The sequence below is a fragment of the Cerasicoccus arenae genome, from assembly GCF_014651635.1.
In the GTDB taxonomy this organism is placed as follows: Bacteria; Verrucomicrobiota; Verrucomicrobiia; order Opitutales; family Cerasicoccaceae; genus Cerasicoccus; species Cerasicoccus arenae.
In genome coordinates this window covers 75,513-101,094 of record NZ_BMXG01000008.1, presented here as the reverse complement: position 1 = coordinate 101,094, position 25,582 = coordinate 75,513, and the positions used below count along the sequence as shown (strand labels likewise).

Here is a 25,582-nt window from a genome sequence, read left to right as displayed (position 1 = left end):
TGCAGAGGGGGGGCTACATGTGCAGCTCGATCCAGCCCGAGTCGGGGTCATTGCCGAAACAGTCAAGGCCGGCGCGGACGCTGTAGTAGTGACGAGAAAACTTTCCGCGAAAAGTCGGCATGGCACCAGCGGGGAGGGTGACGTCGAAAGTCCAGCCTTCGCTTTCGCCACCGGAAATGACGCCTTCGGGTGCCACATTGTACTCCTGCGAAAATGTAGTGGAGGACTTTTTAATGTGTACCGACTCATTGTGCCGCTCGCCGTTGTGATGGAAGCTCACGCTGTCGCGCAGGTCGATTAGTTCGACGCCTTTGACTTCAAGATAGACGCGGCTGAATTTGACATCTCCGCCGGTGGAACTGGCGCGGATAGTCACGGTGAAGGGTTGGCTGAGGGAAGGGGCGTCGGCCTGGACATAGACCTTGGCGGCACCACCGGTAACGGCGTCCTTCATGGATTTTACTTTATCGAATAGTCCCATAATTCACAGAGTGGAGATTGGTTAAAGGCGAAAAGCCTGTGAGTGACTAGCTGAATGGCAAGTCATACCTTTGATTTGGGCAAAAAACGGATGGCTAGCAAGCAGACCATGATCGACTCAATGAGGAAGAATGAATACTCCTCGAACGGAATATGGCCGAGCCAGGTAAGGCCATCGGGGTTGGTGGGAGAGGTGGCCAGCCCAGCGGCTGGATAGCCGAGGCTAACGTTGTCGCCAAAGCCCCAAATGCCGAGCCATACGGCGTAGTTATCCCACGGTGTCGTGAAGATAAAGGCGATTGCGCATACGATGGCCATACAGACCCAATGCGCGCGGCGCAGGCGGTCACGGTTCCACACCAGCAGCGCGGTCAGCAGCGGCAGGGTGAAGATCAGATGGTAGCCCCAATAGGTCACGGTGGGTGTTCTTGGATTCTAGCTTGTTGGCGGATTAACGAGAGCAGCAGGGGCTTCCATTAAGTCAATTACCTTATCAAAAGCCTTGCCTTGCAGGAGGTTAAAAGTGATGTTGGCCGCCTACTATTGCTATGGCAAGCGAGGAACCGAAAATACGCGTTGAACATTTGGACATGGCCTACGGCAACTTCGTGGTCATGAACGACCTTAATTTCGAGGTGCGTAAGGGCGAAGTTTTCGTGATTATGGGGGGATCAGGTTGCGGGAAGAGCACGCTGCTCAAGCACTTGATTGGTATTATTGAGCCAGCGAAGGGAGAAATTTATTACGACGGCGAAAATTTTACCCAGGCCGATGACGATGTGAAGAAGAAGATGCTTCAGGGCTTTGGCGTCACCTATCAGGGGGGGGCGCTTTGGAGCTCAATGACGCTGGCAGAAAACGTAGGCCTGCCACTGGGCGAGTTTACAACGCTTTCACAAAAAGAAATCCGTGAAGTGGCCAGCTATAAGCTCTCTTTGGTTGGTCTGCGTGGATTTGAAGATTTTTACCCGGCTGAGATTTCCGGCGGCATGTGCAAGCGTGCTGGTTTGGCGCGCGCCATGGCGTTGGACCCCGATGTTTTGTTCTTTGACGAACCTTCTGCCGGTCTGGACCCCATAAGCTCACGACTGCTGGACGACCTCATTTTGGAGCTGCGGGACTCACTCGGGGCGACGTTTGTGGTGGTCACACATGAGCTGGCGAGCATCTTCGCCATTGCCGACCGCGCGATCTTCCTAGACGCCAAAACGCGTTATCAGTTGGAAGTCGACAATCCGCTTAAGATGCGTGATCACAGCGACTTTGAGGCCGTTCGCACTTTCCTTTTGCGAGGTGAGAATGCTGCCCCTGTGGCAGTTGGATAATTTTTGGGAAAACCTTTGCCAAGTGAACGATGGATATTAATTTCGCAGCCAGTTGTCTATGAGCAAGAAAGCTAATCCTGCAGTTATTGGGAGTTTTGTAATGGTAGCCATTGTTTTGGCCACCGCAGCACTCGTTGTTTTTGGCTCCGGCAGTTTTCTGAAGCAACAGGGGGAGTTTGTTCTCTACTTCGAAGATTCGGTCAACGGCCTCGCCACTGGTGCCCCAGTCAAGTTTAAGGGAGTGCCCATCGGCCAAGTGAAAGAAATCCTGATCCGCTTTAATCAGGAGGAAGACTCGTCCAGCATTCCCGTTATCATCGAAATTGACCTCACGCGGTTGCGGACGACTCTGGGCGTAGATATTGAACTGGATGACTCCAATGTATTGACTGAGCAAATAAACGCTGGTTTGCGGGCGACATTGCAGCAAGCCAGTTTTGTGACGGGTCTGCTCTTTGTGGAATTGAATTACGTGACGCCTGCACCGCCACCGGTTTTTCACCAGATCCAAAATGATAGCCCAGAATATTTGGAAATCCCGACGCTGCAATCGGGGCTCACGGAAATAATTAAGAAGGTGTCGAAAATGGTTAACCAGATTTCGCAGATCGATTTTGCCTCGATGGGGAGGAGACTTAATGACACCTTAGCAAAGCTCGATAAGGGCATTGGCCAAGTAGACTTTAAAGGGTTGAGCGATCAGGCGAAGCAGACTTTGAAGTCGATTGAAGAGCTTGCCACTAACGAAGACCTCAAAAAAGCATTCGCGAATTTGGACAAGACATTGGACGACCTTCAGGGCCTCATCAATAATCTAGACGGTGACATGGGCGTGCTTGTGGAGAATGTTAACCTTACACTAGTCAGCGCGCGAGATACGCTCGATAAGTTCAGTATGTTGGCGGCAGATGCAGACAACATGGTCGCCCCAGATTCACCACTACGCTATGAATTGACTAGTGCGCTGTCCGAACTCGCCGGGGCTATGCGCTCCATGCGAGTGTTGGCGGATTACCTTGAGCGGAATCCCAGTGCGCTTCTTACTGGCAAGCAGGAACAATAATAATGAGAGCCACGACCTTAAACATTTTCTTACCTCTACTAGCAGCCTGCCTGCTGCTGCTTAGCGGTTGCACCATCGCCCAAAAGTCCACGCCGTCCAAATTTTATGTTCTGACGGCGATGCCGATGAGCACTGAACCACTCCCCGTGTTTGAAAATGATCCGCCGAACGTGGGCGTTTCTCAAGTGGAAATCCCAGGCTTTCTGGATCGCCCGCAATTAACTTTTCGGGTGAACACTAACGAAGTGACTTATAATGAATTTGCCCGTTGGGCTGAGCCGATCAGTGCTGGCGTTACGCGTGTCGTGCGCCAGAATTTAACCGAATTGCTTGGTTCGGGAAAAGTGACCTCTTTTCCATGGATGCAGCCATTTCCGCGTAAATACATGGTGAGCGCTGTGGTAACTGATTTTGCCGCTGGCAAAGACAACGTCGCGGAGCTTTGCATCATTTATCGGATTGCTGACTCGAAGAATCAGACCACATACATGATCCAAGAAGCATGCTTTAAGGACTCCAGCGGCAAGTCGTTGACACCTGACAATGCGGTTGTTGCGATGAGTGACACGCTGGCGCAGTTTTCTCGAGCTGCTGCCAAGGACATCGCTGAGGTTGACCAAAAGGTGAAAGCCGAAGCCGGGAAATAACCAGCTCCGTTTAATTTCTGCTCACAACTTTATATTGTTAGCGTAAGGGATATGGGGCAGTGGTCGCTGCCCATGACCTCGCTGAGGATCTCGGCTTTTTCGACATGCGGCACGAGCCGTTCGGAAACGAGGAAGTAATCAATCCGCCATCCGACATTGCGGCCGCGGGCACCCCCCCGATAGCTCCACCAAGTGTAATGCTCTGCTTCATCAGGGTGCTGAAGACGGAATACATCGACAAGCCCAGCGTCTAAATGATGGGTGAATTGCTCTCGTTCCTCATCAGTAAAACCAGCTGATTTCCGATTTTGTTTGGGCCGGGCAATGTCGATATCTTCATGGGCTACATTAAAGTCACCGCAAACGATCACTGGTTTCACTGCATCGAGTGCCTTGAGATACTGGCGAAATTCTGGGTCAAACTGCTTGGTCCGGTAATCTAGGCGACGTAGCTCATCCTGCGAATTGGGCACGTAAACGTTCACGAGATAGAATGCGTCGTATTCGATTGTCAAAATGCGCCCTTCAGGAGGATGCTCCGGCAGTCCCGTTGAGTGGCCAACCATGCTGACGGTGGAAAATGTAGCAGTGCCCGAGTAGCCAGCTTTGTCTGCGCTATGATAGCATTGCCGCTCATAGGGCAATTCCAATTTGGGTATTTGGTCTTCGTTGGCCTTGATTTCCTGCAAGCACAGGACGTCGGGCTTACGTTGATTGAGGAAGTCTAGGAATCCCTTTTTGAGGACCGCCCGGAGGCCGTTCACATTCCAGGAGATGATTTCGATGCGTTGGCTCATATTGGTCAATTATTGCTTCAATCTGATCTGTAATTCTAAGTTCCACAAAAGATTAAGTAAGCTGGCGGGTCAAATTATTCTCCAAATGTGATTCATCGACGGCATGAGCAATTCTGATGAAAGCTGGGGCTTTGTTTCATCGATGCTAAATATCGTATTGGAAAGCCAATTTACGGTTGGCGAGCAGGTTTTCATTTCGCTGGCGGATTTTTACATGAATTTGCTTCATGGGTGGAATGACTTTTAATCACTGTGTTAATTGCTTCATTGGCACCGGTTGGCATGAGCAAGGCTGAATTGGCGTCGTTCGTTCATCTTTGTTCAACTGATTCTAAATGCTAACTGACTCATGAAACATCAATTAAAGTTAATTACGACGCTGGCCCTGATCAGCGCGAACATGCTCTCGGCCGATTTCTTTGATTTTGGCGAAGCGCCGCCTGAATGGGAAAACGCTAAGCCAAACACTGAACTCGGGCGGGAAGTTCTCGGTTTTGCTGGCGAGCCAGCCTTGCAGGGCCGTTTGCTGTATAATCAACGCCTCCGCTACGAATTTGCCTCACAGGAAGGCTTGGAGAATTCCAATGCTTTCACGCTGCGCACGCGCATTGGATATGAGACACCAAAGCTTTACGGACTCTATTTCGTTGGCGAGTTTGAGAACACTTGGGCCATCAATTATCAGGATTACCGAGCGTTTCCTGTCCCACAGTTTCCTGCGGCCAAGACTGTCATCGCGGACCCGCGCAATAACGAACTCAACCAGCTATTTATCGGCTTCAAGGCCTTTAATAGCGAGGTCAAGGGTGGGCGTCAGGAGATCAATATCGACAATCAGCGTTACGTTGGTGCGGTGGCTTGGCGCCAGAATGAGCAGACCTTTGACGCGGTCCGCTTCACCACGGAAATTATCGAAGACACTTGGATTTCCTACGCCTGGGACTGGCGCGTAAATCGAATCTTCGGCGTCTATGCCCCTGTGCAAAATCAGGAGCGTTTTCTAGCCAATAATCACTTCGTGAATTTACATTACGATGGAATCCCATACGGGCAGCTCGGCGCTTATTTTTACTACATCGACCTTGATGGGGCACCAGCGCTTTCTGGCAGCACGGCAGGATTGTTTTACGATGGTAAGATCCCACTCGCCGATAAGCTGACGATGCCGATTCGGGCGGAATACGCCTTCCAAACGGACAACTCTGGCTCATCAGCAGCGGGTAATGTCGACTTTTGGTTTAACTATTGGCATGCAATTCTGGGCATCAATTACGATGGCTACGAAGTCGGCTTCGGCTTTGAAAACCTTGGCGGCAACAGCACCCGTGCTTTCCAGACGCCTCTGGCCACGTTGCATAAGTTTAACGGTTGGGCCGATGTATTCCTGACCACGCCTTCTACGGGGACCGGGGGGGGACTACAGGACTATTACGCCTACTTTAACTTCAAACTCCCGTACAAGTTCGGTTTAAACGGGGCTTACCACTACTTCACCGCTGCTAATACCGGCCGAAACTATGGTCAGGAATTCGACGTTGGACTCAAGCGCCCGATCACCGAAAATCTGACTGCCTTGGTCAAGTTTGCTTACTACGATGGTCATGGCGGTCCAACCGCCAACGGTCTCCTAGGCTCGGACGTCACCAAGGTTTGGGTGCAACTCGATTTCAAACTCTAGTATTGGTTTGTTAGGCCATCATGATCAATGGTCTTTGGTTAGAGAGGGCTGCCGACAGATTACTGTCGGCAGCTTTTTTCTAAAAATGCTTCACTACCCCATAACGAAAAAGGCCGCGCATCGTCTTACGGCAATATTTGCATATTGAGTAAAACTATCTTACTGATGCGTCTTACTTCTTCCCTGATCACTTTTTTTTCTTTCATGCACGTAGAACGCATCACTGTTGAGGTCACCGGTATCTGGATATCACCGGGGCACGACTTCAAGGGCCGCCATGGCCTAGGACGTCTCGACAACGGTATGGCACCGCAGAACGCGATTGAGTGCCACGCTGGCCATGGCATCGCGGATGATCGCTACTACGACTATAAAGAGGACTTTAAGGGGCAGATCACTTTTTTCGATGGCTCAGTAGCGGATGGGTTGAAGCTAGCCTTTAACTTGCCTTCACTGGATCGCTCCAGTTTTCGCCGCAATGTTTTGATCAAGAACGTCGATCTTAATGCACTCATTGGCAAAAAGTTCCGAATCGGCGAAGTGACTTTTTCCGGGAGTGAAGAGTGTACCCCATGCTATTGGATGGACGAAGCCGTTGTACCTGGTACCTTTGAGTGGCTGAAAGGGCGGGGGGGCTTACGTTGCCGCATCATCGAATCCGGAACGCTTCAACTTGGCGTATGCGAACTGGAGGTGTTGCCATGACCGAACTCATCAGCGTGGCCGAAGCAGATGCCCGTATTGCGGCAATTGTTCAACTCGCTCCGGCAATTAAATGCCCGCTTAGCAAGGCAGCTGGGCGCGTGCTACGTGAAGATGTTTTGGCAGATCGACCGCTCCCACCCTTTGATCGCGTTATGATGGACGGCTATGCAATACGATACAAAGCGATTGCTGAATGCGGCGGCGAATTTCAAATCTGCGGACAAACGTTTGCTGGCGAAGCAACGGGGAAATTAGGTGCGGCATCCAACGCTGCCATGGAAATCATGACTGGCGCACCTTTGCCATTGGGGGCCGATACGATTGTCCCTTACGAAGACACCGAGCGCAATGGCGACGTATTGAAGCTGTTGGCCAGCGATGAGGTTGAGCTTGGTGAGTTTATACATCGGCTGGGTTCAGACTTTGCGGCTAAAAGTAAGCTAGTCGGCGCTGGATCGCTTCTCGGGCCAGTCGAAATGGGGGTTGCAGCGTCTTGTGGCTACACCGAAGTCTTAGTCAGCCCGCGCCCGCGCATTACCGTGGTCGGCACGGGCGATGAGCTGGTTGCCGTCGATCAGACACCGTTGCCACACCAAATTCGTGCTTCGAATGCGACGACATTGGAATCGGCACTTGCATTGGCTAAGTATCACGTTGGTGATATTGATCACTGGCCCGATGATGCCGTGCATGGTCGTGAACGTCTTCGCGTTGTGCTGTCCCGTTCGGATGTCGTGGTGATTGCTGGTGCCGTTTCCAAAGGCCAGCGGGATTGGATTCCCACAGCACTGGACGAGGTTGCCGAATGTATTTTTCACGGTGTGTATCAACGCCCTGGTAAACCGATGGGGGTCTGGTTGACGTCTGACGGGAGAGTGATTTTTGCGCTGCCCGGTAACCCCGTTTCGGCATTGGTCGGCTTGCACCGCTATGTGCTACCTTATTTAAGGCAGCGCGAGGGTGGTGCGCCGAAATCAGTGCCACATGTCTCGCTTGGGCAAGCCGTTTCGTTTGCGCCACCGCTGACTTGGTTCTTATCGGTTAGGCTGGAGTCCGACCGTTTGGCTTTTCCTATGCCCGTGAATAATTCAGGCGATTATGCACGCCTCTGTGGAACCGACGGTTTTATCGAATTATCCGCGGATTGTTCGGAGTGGACAGCGGGTTTCGAAGCTCCATTCTATCGATGGTCATCATGAACGAAGGTCTCACACATCTCGACGAATCCGCCCGCCCTCGTATGGTCGATATTGCGGAAAAAGCAATCACCACTCGCGTCGCCGTGGCCGAAGCCGTAGTCGTCTTTCCGAGAGATGCATGGGTGCATCTGGTGGACAACGGTTTCACGACGAAAAAGGGGGCCTTGCTCGATGTCGCCCGCGTGGCTGGAACGATGGGGGTCAAGCAAACCAGCCAATGGGTCCCATTTTGCCATCCGCTGCCCATTGACGGTTGTTCGTTTGAGATCACGCCGAGTCCTGATTTACCTCAGTTAGTCGTCCGCTGCAGTGTGAAAACGACTGCTCGTACTGGAGTTGAAATGGAGGCATTGACCGGTGTTACTGCCGCAGCTTTGACCATATACGATATGACGAAGGCCCTTGGTCACGGTATTGAAATTCAGCGCACGCGTCTGATTAGTAAGACCGGTGGCAAACAGGATTACCTTGCGGAATGAGTGCTGTACCACAGAGTCCGCCCTTAATCGCCGTCGTCTTGGCTGGCGGTCAGAGTCGCCGTATGGGGCAGGATAAAGCCAGTCTTCGGTGGGGCGGCCAGTCGCTCTGGCGTTGCCAGGCGGAGTTATTACGCGGGCTTGGCCTAGATGTGGCGATTTCCGTGAGAGTCGACCAGAAACTCCCCGACTTTATTACAGGCGAGTTTTTGCTCATCCGTGATCAAATTGCCGATGTAGGGCCGCTATCAGGTTTCCTGAGCGCTTGGCGGCAGTTTCCCGATCACGCGCTTCTCATCGTTGCGTGCGATCTACCGATGCTGGATGTCGCCACTTTGCAATCACTGCTTGATCAGCGTGACGACGGATATTGGGCGACTGCTTACACTAGCGCGAATGATGGTCTGCCGGAACCGCTTTGTGCCATTTATGAGCCTGCTGCCCAGAAGGAATTCGAAGCCAGCTTGGCGGCGAATCGGCGGTGTCCACGCAAGGTGCTTATTGAGGGGGGGGATGACGTGCGTTTGCTGAAATTGCTAAATCCAATCGCGCTAGAAAACGCTAACACGCCGGAGGAATTTGAGCGGCTTTATGCGCTACGGCGTGCGGAGGCTCAGGCATGAAAAGTGTGACGATGCTTTATTTCGCGCAGTTGTCTGCACAGGCCGGATGCGCCGAAGAACGTTGGGAAACGGATGTAAGCTCACTGCAGGAACTTTTTGCAGAACTCAAGCAACAGCATACATGGACATTATCCCTGAATAAGGTGCGTTTCGCACGTAACGACGCATTTTGTGCTGCTGATGAATCGTTTGATGATGGCGATGTGTTGGCGATCATGCCCCCGATGTCTGGAGGTTGATTATGTTTACTTTGTCACACAAAGCAATCGCCGTAGAGCCGTTACGCCAGTCACTATTGCGTCTGGATGCAGGCGGCTTTTGTAGTTTTGAAGGTTGGGTGCGCAATCATCATTTGGGGCGCGGAGTGGAGCGTTTGGAATATGAGGCCTATGCTAAGCTGGCATTGACGCAAGGCGCTGCCGTTCTCGATGCGGCGCAGGAGCAGTTCGATTTGTTGGGCGTAAGAGCTGAGCACCGCATTGGCGAGCTCGTGCCCGGTGAGCTCGCTGTTTGGGTTGGCGTCTGTTCGGTGCACCGCGACCAAGCTTTTGAAGCCTGTCGTTTCATCATCGACGAAATCAAGGCCACGGTCCCAATTTGGAAGCATGAGTTCTACACCGACAGAAGCAATGAATGGGTAGATCCGACCGCCTGCCATTGTGATCATCGCCACGTTGCGGAAACTGAAGTGCAGACATGATCTCGGATTCGACATTTGCTTTGCAGGACAAGGAAACGTTGCCAGACAAAGTATCGAAAGCGACTGACGTAGCTGATCGACGTGGGCGTTTTCTTCGCGATCTACGTTTGTCGATTATCGATCGTTGTAATTTGCGTTGTCAGTATTGTCTGCCGAAGGAGTTGTTTGGCGAAGATTTTCATTTCCGGCGCATCGATGAATTGCTTAGCTACGAGCAGTTGGCACGCATCGTCGATGGCTTCGTCAGTTTCGGTGTGGAAAAGGTCCGATTGACCGGCGGTGAGCCCTTGTTACGGCCAGGTCTGGATGGATTTATTGCCCAACTACGTGCAGCACACCCGACGATTGACCTAGCGTTGACGACGAATGGGCTTCGCCTTGAAGCGATGGCTTCCGCACTGCATGAAGCTGGGCTCGATCGCGTGAATATCAGCTTGGATGCGTTGGATGCTGCTGTGGCCGAACGCATGGCGGGCCGTGCTTTTAGCCCGCAAAGAGTGCTACTGGCGGCGGAAGCCGCACGGGAGGCAGGCTTGGGCGTAAAGCTGAATGCCGTAATCAAGCGTGGCGTCAATGAATCGGAGATTTTACCTTTGGCGAGAGCCAGTTTTGAACGAGGGTTCAGCTTGCGCTACATCGAATACATGGATGTGGGAACGACAAATGGCTGGCGGCGCGAAGATGTCATGAGCGGTGCTGAAATTCGTGAGCAGCTTCGTGAATTGGGTGAGCTGGAGCCTCTTCCAGCAAAGGTTTTCGGCGAAGTTGCGCGGCGATATCGCTATGTCGGGACGGACGTGGAGGTCGGCTTTATTGAGTCGGTTAGCGCACCATTTTGTGGCAGTTGTACGCGGGCGCGAGTTTCTGCGGAAGGTGAATTATTTACCTGCCTCTTTGCGAGCAAGGGCGTTGACCTAAAGCCGCTGCTGGCTAGCGAGGAAGACATTGGCCCGATGCTCCGGAATCTGTGGTTGCACCGCGATGACCAGTATTCTGAAACGCGCACAGCACATCCCCATGGGGCTGGCTCTAGTAATGCGCCCGAGGAAATGTGGCGCTTGGGCGGTTAAACGTCACTGGTAAATAATGTTCTGGTTACCCATTGCATTTCTCGGGGTCGCGTTTCTTTATGCGTTAGCTGGTTTCGGCGGCGGCTCAACTTACATCGCACTACTTGCGATTGTTGGTCTGCCGCTGACAGTGATTCCGGTCATTTCACTCAGTTGCAATCTGATTGTGTCGGGGCAGGGGGCTTGGTTGTTACATCGAGCGAAGCATGTGCGTTGGACCATGCTCGCGCCACTATTGGTTGGTTCTATGCCCGCGGCGTTTATTGGCGGAGCTTGGCGGCTTTCAGGAACGGCATTTCTCTGGGTTTTGACGCTCACTTTGACTGTTGCTGGTCTCGCGCTTTTTTATCAACCGAAGTCAACAGAGGAAAGCTCAACTCCGGCGCATTGGCCCAAGGTGAAGTTGTTTTTGCTCGGTGTTGGTCTAGGGCTGGTGTCTGGACTATCAGGCATTGGCGGTGGTATCTTTTTGTCGCCTGCGCTACATTTGCTACGTTGGGAAAAGGCGCGTGCGATTTGTTCGGCGGCCGCGGTCTTCATTGCTCTAAACAGTGCGACTGGGTTGGCGGGGCAATTGACAAAGGGCGTGGCCGGACTGGAACAAATGCCAACCTATCTGCTATGGCTTTGCCCTTTGGCGGTGCTGGTGGGCGGGCGTTTGGGAACCCAACATTTAGTAAAGAAATTGCCCGCAGAGAAAATCCGCATGATCACGGCCCTCGTTGTGCTTTTGGTGGCAATCAGGCTGTGGTTACGCTTGCTGTTGAGAGCTTGAAACATAGGGTCAATGTATGGCCAGAAAATCCACCCGTGGACACCCACTATGGCAATTCGATCAGCGGCATTTGCGCGAATCGGCATGTCCGGGCGTGGTTGGGGTGGACGAGGCGGGACGGGGTGCTTTAGCAGGCCCAGTGGTCGCGGCGGTGGCGCATATTCCCGCTGCGTCTTACACGATTAGCTCATTTCGCCGCAACAGCCGCACGATCAATGATTCGAAACAACTGAAAGCAGCGGAGCGCGAGGAACAATTTTTACTTATTGAACAGTGGCGTGCCGATAGATGGATCGTCGCTGCGCCTGGTGTGGCAAGTGTAGAGGAAATTGCCGCACTAAATATCCTGGGTGCCACGCGCCTTGCCATGCAGCGCGCCTTGGCGGCGTTGGAAATTGAGCTGCTCGTGGCCGGGCAGGGGGGGGGGGATTTACTGAAGCCAGCAAGTAATTCGGCGACGTATCCGCTGGTTTTAGTGGATGGCCGTCCGCTGAAGCCCTTTCCATGGCAACATACCGCAGTGGTGGGCGGTGATGGCAAAAGCTTGGCCATTGCCATGGCGTCGGTGGTGGCCAAGGTGACGCGTGACCGACTGATGGTTCAACTTCACGAGGAAGATGGGCGGTTTGGCTATGATCAACACAAGGGCTACGGCGCTCCTCGGCACTTGGAGGCCCTACGGGCGCATGGTCCTTCACCACATCATCGAAGCCTCTTCTTACGCAAGTTGGTGCTGCCCGCACAAAACGATCAGGCAGAGTTGTTTTAATCTTTGCGAACGGGCTGACCTTGGCGTAGGTTATTGCGTTTCAAAACCCTGACTTACATGAGCACAAAGCACGTTTTATTGGGCGTTAATATCGACCACAGCGCCACCGTTCGCCAAGCACGTTATCGCGAGAATTCACTGGATCGCGGACTGATGGTGGAACCCGATCCCGTGGACTTCGCTCTAGCCGCTCAACGCGCTGGTGCCGACGCGATTACCCTGCATTTGCGCGAGGATCGTCGCCATATCCAAGACAGCGATGTCTATCGTATGATTGAGATGATTCAGGTCCCGATGAACTTGGAAATGGCTGCCAATGACGAGATGACACGCGTTGCAATCGAGGTAAAGCCCGCCGTCGTGCTGCTCGTGCCCGAAAGTCGTGAAGAGGTCACCACCGAAGGCGGTTTAGACGTCGTCGCGCATCGTAACCGAGTGGAGACAGTTATTGCGGCGATGAAGGAAAACGGCATTGCTACGAGCCTTTTTATTGATCCCGAGCCAGCGCAGATTGACATGGCTGCCGAATTGGGTGCCGAATACGTGGAATTGCACACGGGCTCCTTTGCCAACGCCTATTATGGCTCAAATATGGAGGCTGAGTTGACCAAGCTCAAACACGGTGCCGTCCGCGCCCATGATGCTGGCATCAAGGTGAACGCTGGCCATGGCATTAACTACACCAATGTTCGCCACGCACGGGAAATTCCATGGTTACACGAGATGAACATCGGGCACAGCATTGTTAGCCGCTCGCTGTTCGTTGGCGTGGAGGAAGCCGTCCGTGAGATGAAGGCGCGGATGAATAATATTATTCGATGATCGATCCCACGCGCATCCAAGGTGCCGTGCTGGGCATCGGCTGTGATCTCGTCGACATCGAGCGCATTAAGCAGATGCACGAACGCCACGGCGAACGCTGCCTGGACCGTATTTATACGGCGGTGGAGCGTAGCTATTGCATGGCGATGAAGAATCCCTATCCGTCGCTGGCGGCTCGATTTGCGGCGAAGGAAGCCGTCTCCAAGGCCTTTGGCACAGGTATTGGGCGTGAGTTCGGCCTACAATCCCTCAGCGTCGTCAAGGGCGAGCAAGGGGAGCCGATTGCCGAGCTCGACGAACAAGGTCGCGCATTACTGAAAAAGCTGGGCGGAACTGATGTGTTACTTTCGCTGTCGCACACGGCTAACCAAGCGATGGCCTTTGCGGTGGTCGTCCACAATCCACATTAATATGCTGTACGCGCATCCAATATTAACCTGCGAAGAAGCTCTGGCTTGGGAGAAATCCTTGTTGGCTGGCAAGGAAGCGGAGTGGACCGCAATGAATAAAGCCGGGCGTTCGCTTGGGCGAGCGGCGTTGGATGACTTTTGCGAAATCGCGCACATGCATTCGCACGCGCATCGCAAGCCCCGGGTGTTGGTGTTGGTGGGCAAGGGCCACAACGGAGGCGATGCGCTACTGGCGGCGGATGAAATTGCCCACCTACGCCCAGAGGCGGAAATTTTTATCCTGCCATTGATTGATAAAAAGGAATGCCGTACGTTGACGCGCAGGGCTTGGGATTTATTGGAGCAACGCGACCACACGCAGACAATTTCTATACTGAAGATAGCGAATCTGGATTTTGAATTCTGCCTCGATGGCCTGCTGGGTATGCAGTTTAGGCCGCCGCTTCGTGAGAATGCTCAACAACTGCTGAGCATGGTCAACCAGCATCGAAGCATTCGCTTTCGGGTGGCGGTGGATTTACCCAGTGGACTAGGAGATGAGAATGCTTTTCGGGCGGACTTTACTTACGCAACGGGCATACTCAAGACACCAGCCATCGATCCCAAACAAGCTGATCGTGTGGGCCGACTGAAGTATCTGGATATTGGCTTTTTCGAGGAGCTTTATCTCGGGCCGCAAGCAAGCTGCGAAGACGTGCTCACCCACGAAGTATTGAGCGCCTTGCGCGATTGGCGTCCCGCAGCATCCGACAAGCGAAAGTTCGGGCATCTGTTCATTGTCGCCGGGTCGCGAAATATGCCCGGTGCTTTGTTGATGAACGCCATGGCTGCGGTACGTAGCGGTGTCGGGCTAGTGACCGCTTTTGCCCCGGAGAGCATTGCGCCGCAGTTAGCGGCACAACTACCTGAGGTTATGTGGACGCCGTGGCCGGAGACGCCGGATGGCGGTTTGGCACTAGAGGGTTGGTACCTGCTACGAGAGAAATTACCCCGTGCTACTGCGCTACTTTGCGGCTCCGGTTTCGGACATGAGCGAGAGTCTCGCACTTTGATCGAAGAAATCGTGGCCGAGGTCTCCTTGCCCATAGTGTTAGACGCCGACGCACTGTTCCCGTCGGTGTTGGATGTTGTGTCCGAGAGGGGTAGCAATAAAGGACCGGTAATCATCACTCCGCACGCAGGCGAATTTATGCGGCTAAGCGGGCGAGATTCAGCCGTCTACGACCGTGAGGCGCTGACTTGGTTTGCCCACAAACACAACGTAATCACCGTGCTGAAAGGGCCGTTGACACGTGTTACCGACGGCAAATTCGTGCATGCCTCGACTTTTGGTGGGCCGGTGTTGGCGCGCGGTGGTAGTGGAGATTTACTCGGCGGCTTAATGGGTGGTTTACTGGCGCAATGGCCAGATGATGCCTTCCGAGCGGCAGGGGCTGGCGTAGTCTGGCACGGGATGGCGGCAAACTTGATGGCCCGAGAGCGTGGCGCGGTTTCAGTTGCTACCACAGATCTGTTGCAGTATTTATCTCCTGTTTTACGTTTGGCATAAAGAAAGATTTAAAAATGATACATCAAATGAAACATCAACGTCACTTTACGACTTTACTGTTTTTAGCATTTCTGGGTTTGCTGTTCACCTCTGGCTGCGCGAGTAGCAAGGGCGTGAGCCGTGGCGAATATGTTCTGATCAGCATCAATGGAGCCGCTCCTGAGATCGGAGAAGTGACGCTGACTTTAACGGATAAGGACATTTATGGAGCGGGGCCAATCAATCTCTGGCAAGCTTCTGTGCAATTCGGCAAAGTTGGTCCGATGATTGTTACACGACGTGGTGGCCCAGAGCATGAAATGGATTTTGAATCCAAGTTGGTCAAGTCCTTGGAGGGCTCCACGATGACGGAAGATGGCAACACTTTGGTGTTCACCAAGGGGGATATGGTGGTTACCTTTAAGCCAAGCGGAAAATAGCCTTTTATGAGCCTTTCTGCGCCCTTGACGAATACTCAGGCACTCTTAGCACTGAATGGCTTGCCACGCTTGGGCCCGGTCACGCTGCGGCGTTTGCTGGATGAATTTAACAATGACCCCAATGCGATTCTGAATGCCAGTACTTCTGCATTGAGACGTGTGGAGCGCATTGGCGAAGATACGGCGGACATCATTCGCAACTGGGAGAAGCATTTTAATCTGGCCCGCGAAGAAGAGCGTTTGGCCAAGGCGGGTGCCAGCTTCGTTGCGGTAACGGATAGCGACTACCCGAAGCCGCTCAAAAAAATCTACGATCCGCCGCTGGGCCTTTACATGATCGGGCCTCTGCGCCCGGCGATCAAAACCGTGGCCATTGTGGGCAGTCGTCGGACGACGCTCTATGGGCGAAGCATTGCGAAACGGTTGGCCCAGGATCTCGTTCGCATCGGATTTTGTGTGGTCAGTGGGCTGGCGCGTGGCATTGACACAGATGCTCACCAAGGCGTCGTTGACGTTGGAGGCGACACCGCAGCGGTTCTAGGTTGCGGGGTGGACATCGTTTATCCGCCCGAAAATATCGAGCTCTACAAGGCCATTGCCGAACGTGGCGTGCTAATTAGCGAACTGCCATTTGGCACTCGTGCCAGCAAGACAACCTTTCCCATGCGCAACCGCTTAATTGCTGGCATGGCAGCGGCCACGATTGTGGTGGAATCGGATACTTCCGGTGGCAGCATGATCACTGCGCGTTTTACGATGGAGCAGAACCGCCCGCTGTTTGCTGTGCCAGGTCGCATTGACCAGCCGAGCAGCGCAGGGTGTCATCAGTTGATCCGAGACGGTGCCATTTTGCTGACCAGTATTGATGATTTGATCAGTGAGCTGGCCTACGGTGGCACTCAGCAGCAGGAGCTTATGCTCGAAGACGATTCTGGCGTCAGTATGACAATGAGTGATGAGCAACGAGACAACCAGCTCAAGGATTTGAATGAAGACGAACGCACAGTGTTTACCCCGCTCGTTGATGGTGATGCGCTGACCCGCGATGCTCTCATTGCTCGAACCGGGTTACCAGCGCATGCGGTTTCCGCCACGCTTCTCATGCTCGAATTAAAACGTCGCGTGGGTAAGCGGGCAGATGGTGCCTACGAACGTCGGATGTGAAGTTGATGAGAATTCTGGTCATTAAGCCGTCTTCTTTGGGAGACATCATCCATGGTTTACTGGTCGCGGAGTCTATTCGCCAACAGATGATTGGGGTGCAGATTGACTGGATCGCGCGGGACATTTTTGCGCCACTGGTTCGGGCGTGCGACACGGTCGAGCGTGTGCTGCCGTTCTATCGTGGGGCGGGTCTGGGTGCCTTTGGACAGCTCATTCAGGATATTCGAGACGAGCCGTATGATTGGGTTCTTGACATGCAAGGGCTGGCCCGCAGTGGGGTGATCGCTTATTTTTCCAAAACGCCGCGAAAACGTCGGATTGGCCGCCAAGATGCACGCGAGGGAAGCCACTTAGCTTGCGGGAAATTGGTCAAGTTTCCGCCGTACGAAGAGGCACATGCAGTCGATATTCTGCGTGAATTTCTGCCCGTTCTGGGCCTGGGCAACGAGCTAAAGGGCCAATTGACATTCGCTCTGCCGGAGAAGCCCATGCCTGCATTGCCATCCGATTACTTGCTTTTTTTCCCTGGCAGTCGTCGCGCAGAAAAGGAGTGGCCTAGATTCATTGAGCTGACGGATGCTTTGATTGCGCGTGGCGGTCCGGCGGTCGTGTGGGGTGGGGATGTGGAAACGGCTGGTTTGGAGAATTGGCCGTCTGAGCGTTTCCTCAATCTAACGGGTCAGACGGCACTAGACGCTCTGCCGCAGCTTATTTCCGGTGCCCGGCTCACGGTTTGCAACGACAGCGGGCCGATGCATTTGGCGGCGGCAATGGGACAGCCGGTCTTGGGCATTTTCGGGCCAACCTTGGCCACGCGCTTCGGGCCTTATCCACTGGATGCGCCGACAAATGCTGTTATTGAGGCTCCTGAAGGCATACTGAGCGCATTGACGCCGGCTGCGGTCTTGGCTGAAATCGACGCATTATTGTCGTTCGCCTGATAATTACCTCCTCGCTTGCGCTTTGGCGAAACGCGCCTCAAGTTGTTGGTCGATGAATGTTATCTGGCGCGTATCTAAGTATCTTTTCCGCTATCCCGGGCTCTTTTTTGGGACACTTGCCTTGGCAATTGCTATGACTGGGCTTCAGATTTGGATCCCGAATCAAATCCAGTCTATTCTGGAAGGTGTACAGGACAGTGCAGCGATCAGCAAGCTCTGGATGGGCATTGGGACAATCGCGCTTTTGTATTTTGGTAGCGAAATGGCAAACGGACTTCGAGTTATTCTGAACAATACTCTGGAGCAGAAGGTGTTGATGGATATGCGAGGCGAGATTCACGCCAAACTCCTTCAACTACCGGTCTCTTTCTATGATCAGCGGAAAAGCGGTGAAATTTCCTCTCGAGTCATCGAAGACGTCAACAATGTGGAGCGTGCTTTATTAGATGGGACCGAGATCGGCACGCGCGCCTTGGTCATGCTGATTGGTGTGACTATTGTGTTATTTTCCAAAAACGCATTTCTGGCCTGGTTTGTATTCTTACCTGTGCCCATCTTGCTTGTTTTAGGTTACTTTTATGCGAAGCATGGACGAAAATATTGGAAGAAAGTTCGTGTGGCTTCCGGCGACCTCAATAGTCTCCTTGTTGAAGATATTCAGGGTAATCGACTGATACAGACCTTTGGCTTGCAGAAACGAGAGAGCGCTCGTTTTTATCAACGGGCCGATACACTGCGCAATCGAATGCTCGCAGCTATGTATCGATGGGCCGTGTATAACCCAGGCACCAATTTCTTGACCAACTTGGGCACGGTGAGCGTTATCGGCGTCGGCGGGTATCTGATTCTGAACGATGCATCGGACTTCGGTTTTCCAGCCATGGTCGCCTTTTTGATGCTAGCCAATATGATCTACATGCCGATCGGCCAATTGCATCAATTGAATCATTTGATTGTCGCTGGAAAGGCGAGTGGTGAGCGTGTTTTCGAGGTACTAGACGCCAAGATCGACGTGGAAGATCCAGCCCACCCCAAGGCATTCCCCGAGGGCTTGTTGGAGTTTGATTTTCGCAATGTTACCTTCCAATACCCAGAACGCCCACCCGTGTTGCAGGACTTCAATCTGACGCTTGCACCGGGCAAGGTGACGGCTTTGGTTGGCCACACCGGAGCGGGTAAGAGCACCATCGCCAATCTGGCGATGCGATCCTATGACACAACCAAAGGCGTGGTAACGATCAATGGTGCTGACATTCGCGAATTCTCACTGCATGACTTGCATCAGCAGATTGGCCATGTGGCGCAGGACCCGTTTTTGTTCGAAGGAACTGTCCGCGAAAACCTTTTACTCGCCAAAGAAGACGCGACTGCTGACGAAATTGAGCGTGCGCTGAGAGGCTCATCCGCGTGGGACTTTGTGCAAAAGATGCCTGACGGAGTGGACACCAATATCGGGGAAAAAGGTATTCGCCTGTCGCAAGGTGAGAAACAGCGGCTGACGATTGCACGCGTGTTGCTCAAGAATCCGCCGATGGTCATTTTAGACGAGGCAACAGCGAGTGTGGACACCATTACCGAGCGGCAAATTCAGCACGCTTTGGAGAATCTGATGAGTGAGCGTACGGTGCTTGTTATCGCCCACCGGTTATCAACCATTCGCAAGGCAGACCAAATCGTCGTCCTTGAGAATGGCGGAATCCTAGAGCAAGGTACTCACGACGAATTGCTGCTCAACAATGGTCGCTACGCCAATCTTTGGCTCCACCAAGTTGACGTCATTCAGGAATACGAGGACGAGGAATTTACGCGCGAAAAAGTCGCCGACAGATAACGAACTGGCTTCATTTGTTCGTATAGGCGGGCGTTTCTTTTTCCTTTCAACTTTTTCGGCAAATCGTCAGTGTCCGCATTGTGAGCGATTCCCCACGAATATACTTGGCGCGGCACGGTGAGACAGCGTGGACGATTAGTCGGCAACACACTGGTCGGACTGACTTGCCACTAACCGATGGCGGCCGAACCGAAGCCGAGCATGTGCGCCAGCGGCTGGCTGATCGCACGGTTGGTTCCGGTAGTTGCCCGATGCCAGAGCATGTTTTTAGCAGTCCGCTCAAGCGCGCTCACGAAACCTGCGAAATTGCCACTGGCAGCGAGCGGATTACGCTCCTTGATGATCTGATGGAGTGGGATTACGGTGACTACGAAGGCCTGACTACCAAAGAAATCCAAGCGTCACGGCCAGATTGGAACATTTTTAATGATGGCTCGCCGGGCGGAGAATCTATTGTAGATGTCGAGGCTCGTGCCGACCGTGTCATTACTCGGCTTCGGGCGTTATCAGCGCCAGAGGCATTTGTTTTTTCACATGGTCATTTCTTGCGCGTAGTGATGGCGCGTTGGCTCGGCCAGCCCGTTCATTCGGGATCGTTTTTTGTGCTTTCTACCGCCGCGGTGGTGGTCTTGGGATATGAGCACAATCTAAACGAGCCGTGCATCCGTTTCTAAGTGATTCACTGTTGACGCGGTGGAATGCTGGTTAGCCACTCAGACGTAGTGTCGATCAGGTGAATTGAGGATTCGCCTCTGTTTTTACTCAGCTAAAGCATCCGTAACTCATAGACCGCAGGGCTTTTCTCGTCGCCCAAAATGATTTCATTGGTCTTACGCGAGAGGCGGCAAACGAGTGATCCATTGTCAAGGTGGAGTCGCTTGCCATTGACGATAGTGCCACGGCGTGTTTTACGGTCTCGAACCCAAATCGCGCCGTCTTCTTGCTCAATAGAGATATGGCTTTTGGCTACTTGGCTGGGATCAACATTGACGAGCGAAAGGTCGTTTTTCTGGAGAATGTCCGGTCCGGTTGTGCCCGAGCGTCCAATACGGTAGGGGAATTTACTGATCGGCACGCGTGGCTTTGGTAACGTTCGCTGCGCCAATGGTGTTTTTGGTAGAAGGGCCAGACCGGTACCAAAGAGTGAGCTCTGGCTGCGCTGGGGAATCGTCGGGCGCATGGACTGCGATCGCTCTGCGAGTTTTTGCGACAGATCGTAGATTTTTTCGTTACTCGTGCGAACGCGATCAATGAGGCACGATAAATAGGGTGCCATGACCACGGGGTTATTGAAAAAGTTGGCCGTAAAATCAGCTGGTGCCATGACTTCGACATCGCAGTCCTCCAGTGCCGTGACGGTCGCTGACCGCGGGCTTTCATCGATCATCGCCATTTCACCGAAAATGTCTTCTTCGGACAAGGTGGCCAAAATGAGGTTACCGCCACTTTGTTGGGTAATGCCTACTTGTACCGTGCCAGTGACGATCCGGTAAACATCCTGTGATTCATCGCCTTGGCGAAAGATGACTGACCCTGCAACGTAGCGTCTCCTTTCCATTGAGCACGTTTTATCATTATCGCAATGCAGGGTGCAATCCCGTCCTAGGTCTTTTTGACCCTAGATTAAGCCTCAGATATTAACTATTTTAACTATTTGGCAGGCAATTATGCCCCCCCTCGCCGTTATGCTGGCGAAAGATCGTAGCCATCTTTGCGATCAAGGACAATCCATCCGGCTGCTTGGATTTCGGCGCGCAGGGCGTCTGCAGCTGTGAAGTCACGACTTTGTTTGGCCTCCCAACGCTGTGCAGCAAGCTGGATGACGTGCTCCGGCGCTTCGACAATCGGCGCTTCCGGGGTCGTATACAACTCCAGCCCAAGGCAGTAGAGTAGCCCTGCGAGGGAACGAAGTTGGCCGACGATGGCGCTCTTGCTGTAGCTGGGGTCGTTGAGGTCACCTACGCAGCTAAAGATGTCACCCAAGGCACCAGGGACGTTCAGGTCGTCGCTTAGGTGCTCCCATGCGCGAACAAACATGCCTGTTACTGTCATTGCACTGGGCTTGCCGCACAGTTCACGGAACTCCTCGGGCGTCATACCAATAATGTCCAAGATAGGCTTAAGTGCCTTTTCGAGCTTGGCCAAGGCGCTCGCGGCGGCGGTTAGTCCGTTGAAGGTAAAGTTGAGCTGCGAGCGATAGTGGCCGTTGATCAGCACATAGCGGACCGCCTGTGCGCTGTAACCCTGTGCGTCGAGCTCCTCAAGTGTGTAGAGGTTTCCAAGACTCTTGGACATCTTTTTGCCCTCGACCATCAAGTGTGCGTTGTGGAACCAATGATGGCAAAACGGACGTTGTCCACTGGCGGATTCGCTCTGGGCAATCTCGTTTTCGTGGTGCGGAAAGCACAAGTCTACCCCCCCCCCATGCAGATCGAAAGATTCCCCAAGATAGGCCGTGCTCATTGCAGAACATTCGAGGTGCCAGCCAGGGCGTCCATTGATTGACTCACCGGTGGCAGGATTCTTTGGTCCGGGCCATTGGTTGTCACCGTCCTCGGGTTTGTGCGCCTTCCATAGAGCAAAGTCACTCACGGATTCACGGTCGTATTCGTCAGCATCGTTGGCTTGGCCCGCGCTGTTCTCGGTCTGTGTTTGGAGCTGATCGCGGTCGAGATGAGACAGTTCGCCATAGTGCGAGCAAGCGGACACCTTAAAATACACCGATCCATCGCCGCCAACGTAGGCAAAACCGCCTGCTAGCAGATTTTCCACGAGCGCGACTTGCTGCGGAATATGCGCGGTCGCGCGTGGCTCGACGTCAGGCGTTAAGCAATTCAGTGCGGCGCAGTCGGTGTGGAATTTTTCCGTCCAGCGCTGGGTAAACGCGGTCAATGTTTCGCCGCGTTCCTGACTGGTACGGATGGTCTTATCGTCGACGTCGGTTATATTACGCACGTGCTTAAGCACGATTGGAGGAGCGTCTGCGGCTGTATGGGCCAGAAAATCTGTTTCCAGCACGCGGCGTAGCACATCCTGTGCAACGAAGGCACGGAAGTTTCCGATGTGCGCCGGGCCATAGACTGTGGGTCCGCAGCAATAAAACCGGTAGGTCTGACCGTCCGAGGGGACGAGCGTTTTCCGGGTGCGGGTGAGTGTATCGTGTAGTTCTATGGCCATGTGAAGCGTCTAAAACATGGAATTCTCCCGTTGATTCAATCCCGAAATAGTAGCTTTGCTCTCTCGGGGTGGAGCCGAAACCGCTGTCGTAGCCAACCGATGGGGGGGGGGCGGTCCATTGTGCATTGCCCCGAGGAATATAAATGCGCCTTTCGAGATCAGGGAATGCCGGTGACGCTGCTCATCTGAGGCGACTTGTCTGTAATTGCCAATGATGCGATCAGATCTAGACCTAACGCTTTAAGATAAATGTGTTAAGGTTTAGACGCGTGAAGTTCACGTTGCCCCCTAAAAAATCAAAATGAAGAAAAATTCCCATACCAAGCAGATCGCGGTTCTCATACTGTTTTCGATTATAAGCCTCACTCAGAATCTTGCCGCTCAGCAGATGACGCTTGAGCAAGCACAGGCGCTCCGCAATGATGCAGAAATTGCCGAAAAATCCCTTGGTCGTGTTATCGAAAATGGACCAACGCCGGAGATTCAACAAGACGTATCGGAGGCAAATCGCGCCGTGGGACGTATCAGTAGTCAGCTCGATCAATATATCGGTGTGATTCAGGAGCCTGAAGATATTTACCAGAATGGCAAAAAATACCCGACAGCAGCAAAGGTTGAGATCAAGAGTTTCGAAGTGCCCGTCAATGCCAAGGAAGTGCATGTGCCGGTGACGCTTGACCGGGAAAGCCCGAATACTGTTATCGCCTATGTCCGAGTGTACGATGGTCAGGGGGGGCGCGCGAATCCTGACAAAACGAAATCCGTTATATTTTACCCGGGCGACCCGCTGACAAAAACAGTGAGTTTTAACGTTCGAGAGATGAGCGAGGGCAACAATGTACGCGCCGTGCAACCATCGGTTCCTGATGGTGCCTACCGCGCTGGCGGCGGTATCCTCATTACAGCTGCTGTGGATGCCGTCAATGAGCCGATCGAAGGAGGGCGCAAAGGTGAAAAATTCAAGCCTTTGGGCGAGCTTTGCTATTCCGAGACCGGTGAGACTTTGCAGTTTGACGACCGTGGAGGTGCGAACAGCTTTTCCACTGCGCTGGCGCATGGCCGGACGCAAGTGGGTAATGGAGAGACTGGCTATTACGGCGAAATCGAGTATGGCGGTTTCCAACGCACTGAGGACGGTTTGGTTCTCTCCTCAAGGCGTCTTGAGGAACCAGTTAAGGTTGGCACGCCAGCGGTTGAGTATCCCTTTCTTGCGGTCATGCTCTCGGGACACCGCACGCCGGAATCGCAATTCAAATATGGGAGCGTCGAGTGGGTGGTCAAAATGCCGAACCGCTTTGGTTCCTGGCCCGCATTATGGCTTTTGCCGACTGGTGGATGGCCGCCAGAGATTGATGTTTACGAAGGCTTTGGCTACAACGGGGAATGGAAATTTGCATCCGATCTATCCTCCAATCTTCATGGCGGTGAGCATCTGAGGCGCACATTTACGCGCCCCGCCATGCGGATGTCTATGGGCGTCTTTGGTCTACCGAACACGCTGGACAGCGAGTTCCACCGATTTGCGGTCACGGTGGACGAAGAATGGATCACCATGTTTGTCGATGACGTTGAAACGATGAGTTACGCCAATCCCTTCAAGGGCGAGAATTGGTATCCACTCACGAATGTCGCCGTTAAGGCAAAGATCGATTCTCCATACGAGGACGGTTCTGGTGATATGACTATTCAGTCCATCAAAGTGTGGCGAGCTGAGTAGCATTCATAATGCGCACTTTTCGACCCTGACATCAGAAAACCCAATAAATAATGACTCGCCGCCCCTGCATGAGTGCCTAGCATGCGCGAATATGAGCGAATCCGAAGCCCGTCTCAATTTGACCTATCGCCCGCGTCGCCTTCGACGGACGGATGCCATCCGCCGCCTCGTGCGGGAAACTGTAGTGCGCCCCAGCAATTTGATCCACCCCCTGTTCGTAATTGATGGGAACGGCGAGCCCGAGCCTATTGCCTCAATGCCAGGCCAATCACGGCTAACGATCAAAGGGCTCATTGATGAGTGCTTGGCGCTGCGAGATTTAGGCATACCAGGCGTGGCAATTTTCCCGAAACTAGATTCCTCTCTGAAGACCGCAGAGGGGGGGGGGGCGTTGAATCCGGACACATTGGTGCTGCGTGCAGTAAGGTCGGTCAAAGCTGCTGTTCCAGAGCTGGCTATTATTACCGACGTCGCGCTCGATCCCTACACCAACCACGGTCACGACGGTGTGTTAACGGCTGACGGGCAGGATGTCGCTAACGACGAGACGGTCGCGATCCTATGTGAGATGGCAAAACTCAACGCTGAGGCAGGTGCGGACTTTGTGGCCCCGTCTGACATGATGGATGGCCGGATTGGGGCAATTCGCGTGGCACTCGACGAGGCGGGCCTCACCGACACCGCAATCATGGCCTACTCGGCAAAGTTTAATTCTGCCTACTATGGTCCGTTTCGCGACGCGGTGGGCAGTGCGCAGGCGGCGGGTACGAATTTGCTTGGTAAGCAGACATACCAATGCGATCCGGCCAATCGACGCGCCGCCATCATCGAAACCGAGCTAGACGAAGCTGAGGGCGCAGACGTGCTCATGGTTAAGCCTGCTGGGGCGTATTTGGACATTATTCGTGAGCTCCGTCAGCGCACATCGCTACCGGTAGCCGCCTATCAGGTGTCTGGTGAGTATTCCCAGATTCATGCCGCTGCCCAGCTTGGCTGGCTTGATTATAAGCGTACCCGCGACGAAAGCCTACTCGGTATCAAACGTGCTGGCGCGGATATGATTTTGACATACTTCGCTAAAGAAATCGCCGCCGGGAAATAGAGTAGTTGCCAAAGTTAATAGGGGAAAGCCTACCATGCGGGGGGGGCATTGAAATGGAGATACAATGTCCTATGTAATGATTTCTGTTTGATGCTTTGGGCACAAAAAAACCGCCCCCCAAATGGGAGCGGCTTTTGAAATTG

The 25,582-nt window shown here is 53.3% G+C and carries 29 protein-coding genes; 24 read left to right on the top strand and 5 right to left on the bottom strand.

What is annotated here, in order from left to right; translation table 11 throughout:
• Positions 1–13: 13 nt before the first annotated feature.
• Entirely contained in the window at positions 14–481 is a 468-nt protein-coding gene (locus IE065_RS08105; protein ID WP_194500015.1) for a hypothetical protein, read from the bottom strand.
• Between the two features lie 62 nt (positions 482–543).
• On the bottom strand, positions 544–897 hold the full coding sequence (locus tag IE065_RS08100; protein ID WP_189513728.1) for a lycopene cyclase domain-containing protein: 354 nt from the start codon (positions 895–897) through the stop codon (positions 544–546).
• A 131-nt stretch (positions 898–1,028) separates the two neighbouring features.
• Between IE065_RS08100 and IE065_RS08095 the strand changes: the two genes are divergently transcribed.
• Genes IE065_RS08095 through IE065_RS08085 form a run of 3 tightly spaced genes read left to right on the top strand, consistent with a single transcriptional unit; the run spans position 1,029 to position 3,515 of the window.
• Positions 1,029–1,805, top strand: coding sequence for an ABC transporter ATP-binding protein (locus IE065_RS08095; RefSeq protein WP_189513726.1), 777 nt, complete (start codon positions 1,029–1,031; stop codon positions 1,803–1,805).
• A gap of 58 nt (positions 1,806–1,863) precedes the next feature.
• On the top strand, positions 1,864–2,868 hold the full coding sequence (locus tag IE065_RS08090) for an MlaD family protein (RefSeq protein WP_189513724.1): 1,005 nt from the start codon (positions 1,864–1,866) through the stop codon (positions 2,866–2,868).
• 2 nt (positions 2,869–2,870) lie between these two features.
• Positions 2,871–3,515 carry a PqiC family protein gene (locus IE065_RS08085; protein WP_189513722.1) on the top strand — a complete coding sequence of 215 codons (645 nt, stop codon included), beginning with the start codon at positions 2,871–2,873 and terminating at the stop codon, positions 3,513–3,515.
• A 29-nt stretch (positions 3,516–3,544) separates the two neighbouring features.
• Here IE065_RS08085 and IE065_RS08080 read toward each other — a convergent pair whose 3' ends face one another.
• Positions 3,545–4,300, bottom strand: a complete 756-nt coding sequence (locus IE065_RS08080; RefSeq protein WP_189513929.1) for an exodeoxyribonuclease III — start codon at positions 4,298–4,300, stop codon at positions 3,545–3,547.
• Between the two features lie 115 nt (positions 4,301–4,415).
• Here IE065_RS08080 and IE065_RS08075 point away from each other — a divergent pair, with 115 nt between their 5' ends.
• From IE065_RS08075 to IE065_RS07985, 19 genes are all read left to right on the top strand, one after another.
• A complete protein-coding gene (locus tag IE065_RS08075) occupies positions 4,416–4,559 on the top strand; it encodes a hypothetical protein (protein WP_189513721.1) in 144 nt (47 codons plus the stop codon).
• Between the two features lie 102 nt (positions 4,560–4,661).
• Positions 4,662–5,990: an alginate export family protein gene (locus tag IE065_RS08070; RefSeq protein WP_189513719.1), complete on the top strand. Its 1,329-nt coding sequence runs from the start codon at positions 4,662–4,664 to the stop codon at positions 5,988–5,990.
• A 204-nt stretch (positions 5,991–6,194) separates the two neighbouring features.
• Positions 6,195–6,695, top strand: coding sequence for an MOSC domain-containing protein (locus IE065_RS08065; RefSeq protein ID WP_189513716.1), 501 nt, complete (start codon positions 6,195–6,197; stop codon positions 6,693–6,695).
• The gene (locus IE065_RS08060; protein WP_189513714.1) at positions 6,692–7,894 is read left to right on the top strand and encodes a molybdopterin molybdotransferase MoeA; all 1,203 of its coding nucleotides are present in this window, start codon (positions 6,692–6,694) and stop codon (positions 7,892–7,894) included. Before IE065_RS08065 ends, IE065_RS08060 begins: the two co-directional genes overlap by 4 nt.
• Entirely contained in the window at positions 7,891–8,373 is a 483-nt protein-coding gene (gene moaC / locus IE065_RS08055; protein ID WP_200163171.1) for a cyclic pyranopterin monophosphate synthase MoaC, read from the top strand. Before IE065_RS08060 ends, moaC begins: the two co-directional genes overlap by 4 nt.
• Entirely contained in the window at positions 8,370–8,993 is a 624-nt protein-coding gene (gene mobA / locus IE065_RS08050) for a molybdenum cofactor guanylyltransferase (protein WP_189513710.1), read from the top strand. Before moaC ends, mobA begins: the two co-directional genes overlap by 4 nt.
• Positions 8,990–9,232 (top strand): MoaD/ThiS family protein, encoded by a 243-nt coding sequence (locus IE065_RS08045; RefSeq protein WP_189513708.1) that lies wholly within the window; start codon positions 8,990–8,992, stop codon positions 9,230–9,232. Before mobA ends, IE065_RS08045 begins: the two co-directional genes overlap by 4 nt.
• A 2-nt stretch (positions 9,233–9,234) precedes the next feature.
• On the top strand, positions 9,235–9,693 hold the full coding sequence (locus IE065_RS08040) for a molybdenum cofactor biosynthesis protein MoaE (RefSeq protein ID WP_189513706.1): 459 nt from the start codon (positions 9,235–9,237) through the stop codon (positions 9,691–9,693).
• Positions 9,690–10,763, top strand: coding sequence for a GTP 3',8-cyclase MoaA (gene moaA / locus IE065_RS08035; protein WP_189513704.1), 1,074 nt, complete (start codon positions 9,690–9,692; stop codon positions 10,761–10,763). The genes IE065_RS08040 and moaA overlap by 4 nt, the downstream gene beginning before the upstream one ends.
• A 16-nt stretch (positions 10,764–10,779) precedes the next feature.
• Positions 10,780–11,538, top strand: coding sequence for a sulfite exporter TauE/SafE family protein (locus IE065_RS08030; protein WP_189513702.1), 759 nt, complete (start codon positions 10,780–10,782; stop codon positions 11,536–11,538).
• Between the two features lie 16 nt (positions 11,539–11,554).
• Positions 11,555–12,307 carry a ribonuclease HII gene (locus IE065_RS08025; RefSeq protein WP_189513700.1) on the top strand — a complete coding sequence of 251 codons (753 nt, stop codon included), beginning with the start codon at positions 11,555–11,557 and terminating at the stop codon, positions 12,305–12,307.
• A 57-nt stretch (positions 12,308–12,364) separates the two neighbouring features.
• Positions 12,365–13,129 (top strand): pyridoxine 5'-phosphate synthase, encoded by a 765-nt coding sequence (locus IE065_RS08020; RefSeq protein WP_189513698.1) that lies wholly within the window; start codon positions 12,365–12,367, stop codon positions 13,127–13,129.
• Positions 13,126–13,539 carry a holo-ACP synthase gene (gene acpS / locus IE065_RS08015; RefSeq protein WP_189513696.1) on the top strand — a complete coding sequence of 138 codons (414 nt, stop codon included), beginning with the start codon at positions 13,126–13,128 and terminating at the stop codon, positions 13,537–13,539. Before IE065_RS08020 ends, acpS begins: the two co-directional genes overlap by 4 nt.
• Position 13,540: 1 nt before the next feature.
• On the top strand, positions 13,541–15,088 hold the full coding sequence (locus IE065_RS08010) for an NAD(P)H-hydrate dehydratase (RefSeq protein ID WP_189513694.1): 1,548 nt from the start codon (positions 13,541–13,543) through the stop codon (positions 15,086–15,088).
• Positions 15,089–15,114: 26 nt separating this feature from the next.
• The gene (locus IE065_RS08005) at positions 15,115–15,507 is read left to right on the top strand and encodes an META domain-containing protein (protein WP_189513692.1); all 393 of its coding nucleotides are present in this window, start codon (positions 15,115–15,117) and stop codon (positions 15,505–15,507) included.
• 6 nt (positions 15,508–15,513) lie between these two features.
• Entirely contained in the window at positions 15,514–16,671 is a 1,158-nt protein-coding gene (gene dprA / locus IE065_RS08000) for a DNA-processing protein DprA (RefSeq protein WP_189513690.1), read from the top strand.
• A gap of 5 nt (positions 16,672–16,676) precedes the next feature.
• Positions 16,677–17,612 carry a glycosyltransferase family 9 protein gene (locus IE065_RS07995; RefSeq protein ID WP_189513688.1) on the top strand — a complete coding sequence of 312 codons (936 nt, stop codon included), beginning with the start codon at positions 16,677–16,679 and terminating at the stop codon, positions 17,610–17,612.
• Positions 17,613–17,664: 52 nt separating this feature from the next.
• On the top strand, positions 17,665–19,443 hold the full coding sequence (locus tag IE065_RS07990; RefSeq protein ID WP_189513686.1) for an ABC transporter ATP-binding protein: 1,779 nt from the start codon (positions 17,665–17,667) through the stop codon (positions 19,441–19,443).
• Between the two features lie 80 nt (positions 19,444–19,523).
• The gene (locus IE065_RS07985; RefSeq protein WP_200163169.1) at positions 19,524–20,117 is read left to right on the top strand and encodes a histidine phosphatase family protein; all 594 of its coding nucleotides are present in this window, start codon (positions 19,524–19,526) and stop codon (positions 20,115–20,117) included.
• Between the two features lie 92 nt (positions 20,118–20,209).
• Here IE065_RS07985 and IE065_RS07980 read toward each other — a convergent pair whose 3' ends face one another.
• Together IE065_RS07980 and cysS are read right to left on the bottom strand one after the other, a co-directional pair.
• Positions 20,210–21,001 carry a cyclic nucleotide-binding domain-containing protein gene (locus IE065_RS07980; protein WP_189513684.1) on the bottom strand — a complete coding sequence of 264 codons (792 nt, stop codon included), beginning with the start codon at positions 20,999–21,001 and terminating at the stop codon, positions 20,210–20,212.
• Positions 21,002–21,126: 125 nt separating this feature from the next.
• Positions 21,127–22,620, bottom strand: a complete 1,494-nt coding sequence (gene cysS / locus IE065_RS07975; RefSeq protein ID WP_189513682.1) for a cysteine--tRNA ligase — start codon at positions 22,618–22,620, stop codon at positions 21,127–21,129.
• A gap of 301 nt (positions 22,621–22,921) precedes the next feature.
• Between cysS and IE065_RS07970 the strand changes: the two genes are divergently transcribed.
• Both IE065_RS07970 and hemB read left to right on the top strand, forming a co-directional pair.
• Positions 22,922–24,337 (top strand): glycoside hydrolase family 16 protein, encoded by a 1,416-nt coding sequence (locus tag IE065_RS07970; RefSeq protein ID WP_189513680.1) that lies wholly within the window; start codon positions 22,922–22,924, stop codon positions 24,335–24,337.
• A gap of 91 nt (positions 24,338–24,428) precedes the next feature.
• Positions 24,429–25,439, top strand: coding sequence for a porphobilinogen synthase (gene hemB / locus IE065_RS07965; protein ID WP_189513678.1), 1,011 nt, complete (start codon positions 24,429–24,431; stop codon positions 25,437–25,439).
• The last annotated feature ends 143 nt before the right edge of the window (positions 25,440–25,582 follow it).

What these genes read in the sequence shown, in the direction of transcription:
- IE065_RS08105 (WP_194500015.1), bottom strand. Translation starts at nt 481, where the DNA reads ATGGGACTATTCGATAAAGTAAAATCCATGAAGGACGCCGTTACCGGT.
- IE065_RS08095 (WP_189513726.1), top strand. Translation starts at nt 1,029, where the DNA reads ATGGCAAGCGAGGAACCGAAAATACGCGTTGAACATTTGGACATGGCC.
- IE065_RS08090 (WP_189513724.1), top strand. Translation starts at nt 1,864, where the DNA reads ATGAGCAAGAAAGCTAATCCTGCAGTTATTGGGAGTTTTGTAATGGTA.
- IE065_RS08085 (WP_189513722.1), top strand. Translation starts at nt 2,871, where the DNA reads ATGAGAGCCACGACCTTAAACATTTTCTTACCTCTACTAGCAGCCTGC.
- IE065_RS08075 (WP_189513721.1), top strand. Translation starts at nt 4,416, where the DNA reads ATGAGCAATTCTGATGAAAGCTGGGGCTTTGTTTCATCGATGCTAAAT.
- IE065_RS08070 (WP_189513719.1), top strand. Translation starts at nt 4,662, where the DNA reads ATGAAACATCAATTAAAGTTAATTACGACGCTGGCCCTGATCAGCGCG.
- IE065_RS08065 (WP_189513716.1), top strand. Translation starts at nt 6,195, where the DNA reads ATGCACGTAGAACGCATCACTGTTGAGGTCACCGGTATCTGGATATCA.
- IE065_RS08060 (WP_189513714.1), top strand. Translation starts at nt 6,692, where the DNA reads ATGACCGAACTCATCAGCGTGGCCGAAGCAGATGCCCGTATTGCGGCA.
- moaC (WP_200163171.1), top strand. Translation starts at nt 7,891, where the DNA reads ATGAACGAAGGTCTCACACATCTCGACGAATCCGCCCGCCCTCGTATG.
- mobA (WP_189513710.1), top strand. Translation starts at nt 8,370, where the DNA reads ATGAGTGCTGTACCACAGAGTCCGCCCTTAATCGCCGTCGTCTTGGCT.
- IE065_RS08045 (WP_189513708.1), top strand. Translation starts at nt 8,990, where the DNA reads ATGAAAAGTGTGACGATGCTTTATTTCGCGCAGTTGTCTGCACAGGCC.
- IE065_RS08040 (WP_189513706.1), top strand. Translation starts at nt 9,235, where the DNA reads ATGTTTACTTTGTCACACAAAGCAATCGCCGTAGAGCCGTTACGCCAG.
- moaA (WP_189513704.1), top strand. Translation starts at nt 9,690, where the DNA reads ATGATCTCGGATTCGACATTTGCTTTGCAGGACAAGGAAACGTTGCCA.
- IE065_RS08030 (WP_189513702.1), top strand. Translation starts at nt 10,780, where the DNA reads ATGTTCTGGTTACCCATTGCATTTCTCGGGGTCGCGTTTCTTTATGCG.
- IE065_RS08025 (WP_189513700.1), top strand. Translation starts at nt 11,555, where the DNA reads ATGGCCAGAAAATCCACCCGTGGACACCCACTATGGCAATTCGATCAG.
- IE065_RS08020 (WP_189513698.1), top strand. Translation starts at nt 12,365, where the DNA reads ATGAGCACAAAGCACGTTTTATTGGGCGTTAATATCGACCACAGCGCC.
- acpS (WP_189513696.1), top strand. Translation starts at nt 13,126, where the DNA reads ATGATCGATCCCACGCGCATCCAAGGTGCCGTGCTGGGCATCGGCTGT.
- IE065_RS08010 (WP_189513694.1), top strand. Translation starts at nt 13,541, where the DNA reads ATGCTGTACGCGCATCCAATATTAACCTGCGAAGAAGCTCTGGCTTGG.
- IE065_RS08005 (WP_189513692.1), top strand. Translation starts at nt 15,115, where the DNA reads ATGAAACATCAACGTCACTTTACGACTTTACTGTTTTTAGCATTTCTG.
- dprA (WP_189513690.1), top strand. Translation starts at nt 15,514, where the DNA reads ATGAGCCTTTCTGCGCCCTTGACGAATACTCAGGCACTCTTAGCACTG.
- IE065_RS07995 (WP_189513688.1), top strand. Translation starts at nt 16,677, where the DNA reads ATGAGAATTCTGGTCATTAAGCCGTCTTCTTTGGGAGACATCATCCAT.
- IE065_RS07990 (WP_189513686.1), top strand. Translation starts at nt 17,665, where the DNA reads ATGAATGTTATCTGGCGCGTATCTAAGTATCTTTTCCGCTATCCCGGG.
- IE065_RS07980 (WP_189513684.1), bottom strand. Translation starts at nt 21,001, where the DNA reads ATGGAAAGGAGACGCTACGTTGCAGGGTCAGTCATCTTTCGCCAAGGC.
- cysS (WP_189513682.1), bottom strand. Translation starts at nt 22,620, where the DNA reads ATGGCCATAGAACTACACGATACACTCACCCGCACCCGGAAAACGCTC.
- IE065_RS07970 (WP_189513680.1), top strand. Translation starts at nt 22,922, where the DNA reads ATGAAGAAAAATTCCCATACCAAGCAGATCGCGGTTCTCATACTGTTT.
- hemB (WP_189513678.1), top strand. Translation starts at nt 24,429, where the DNA reads ATGAGCGAATCCGAAGCCCGTCTCAATTTGACCTATCGCCCGCGTCGC.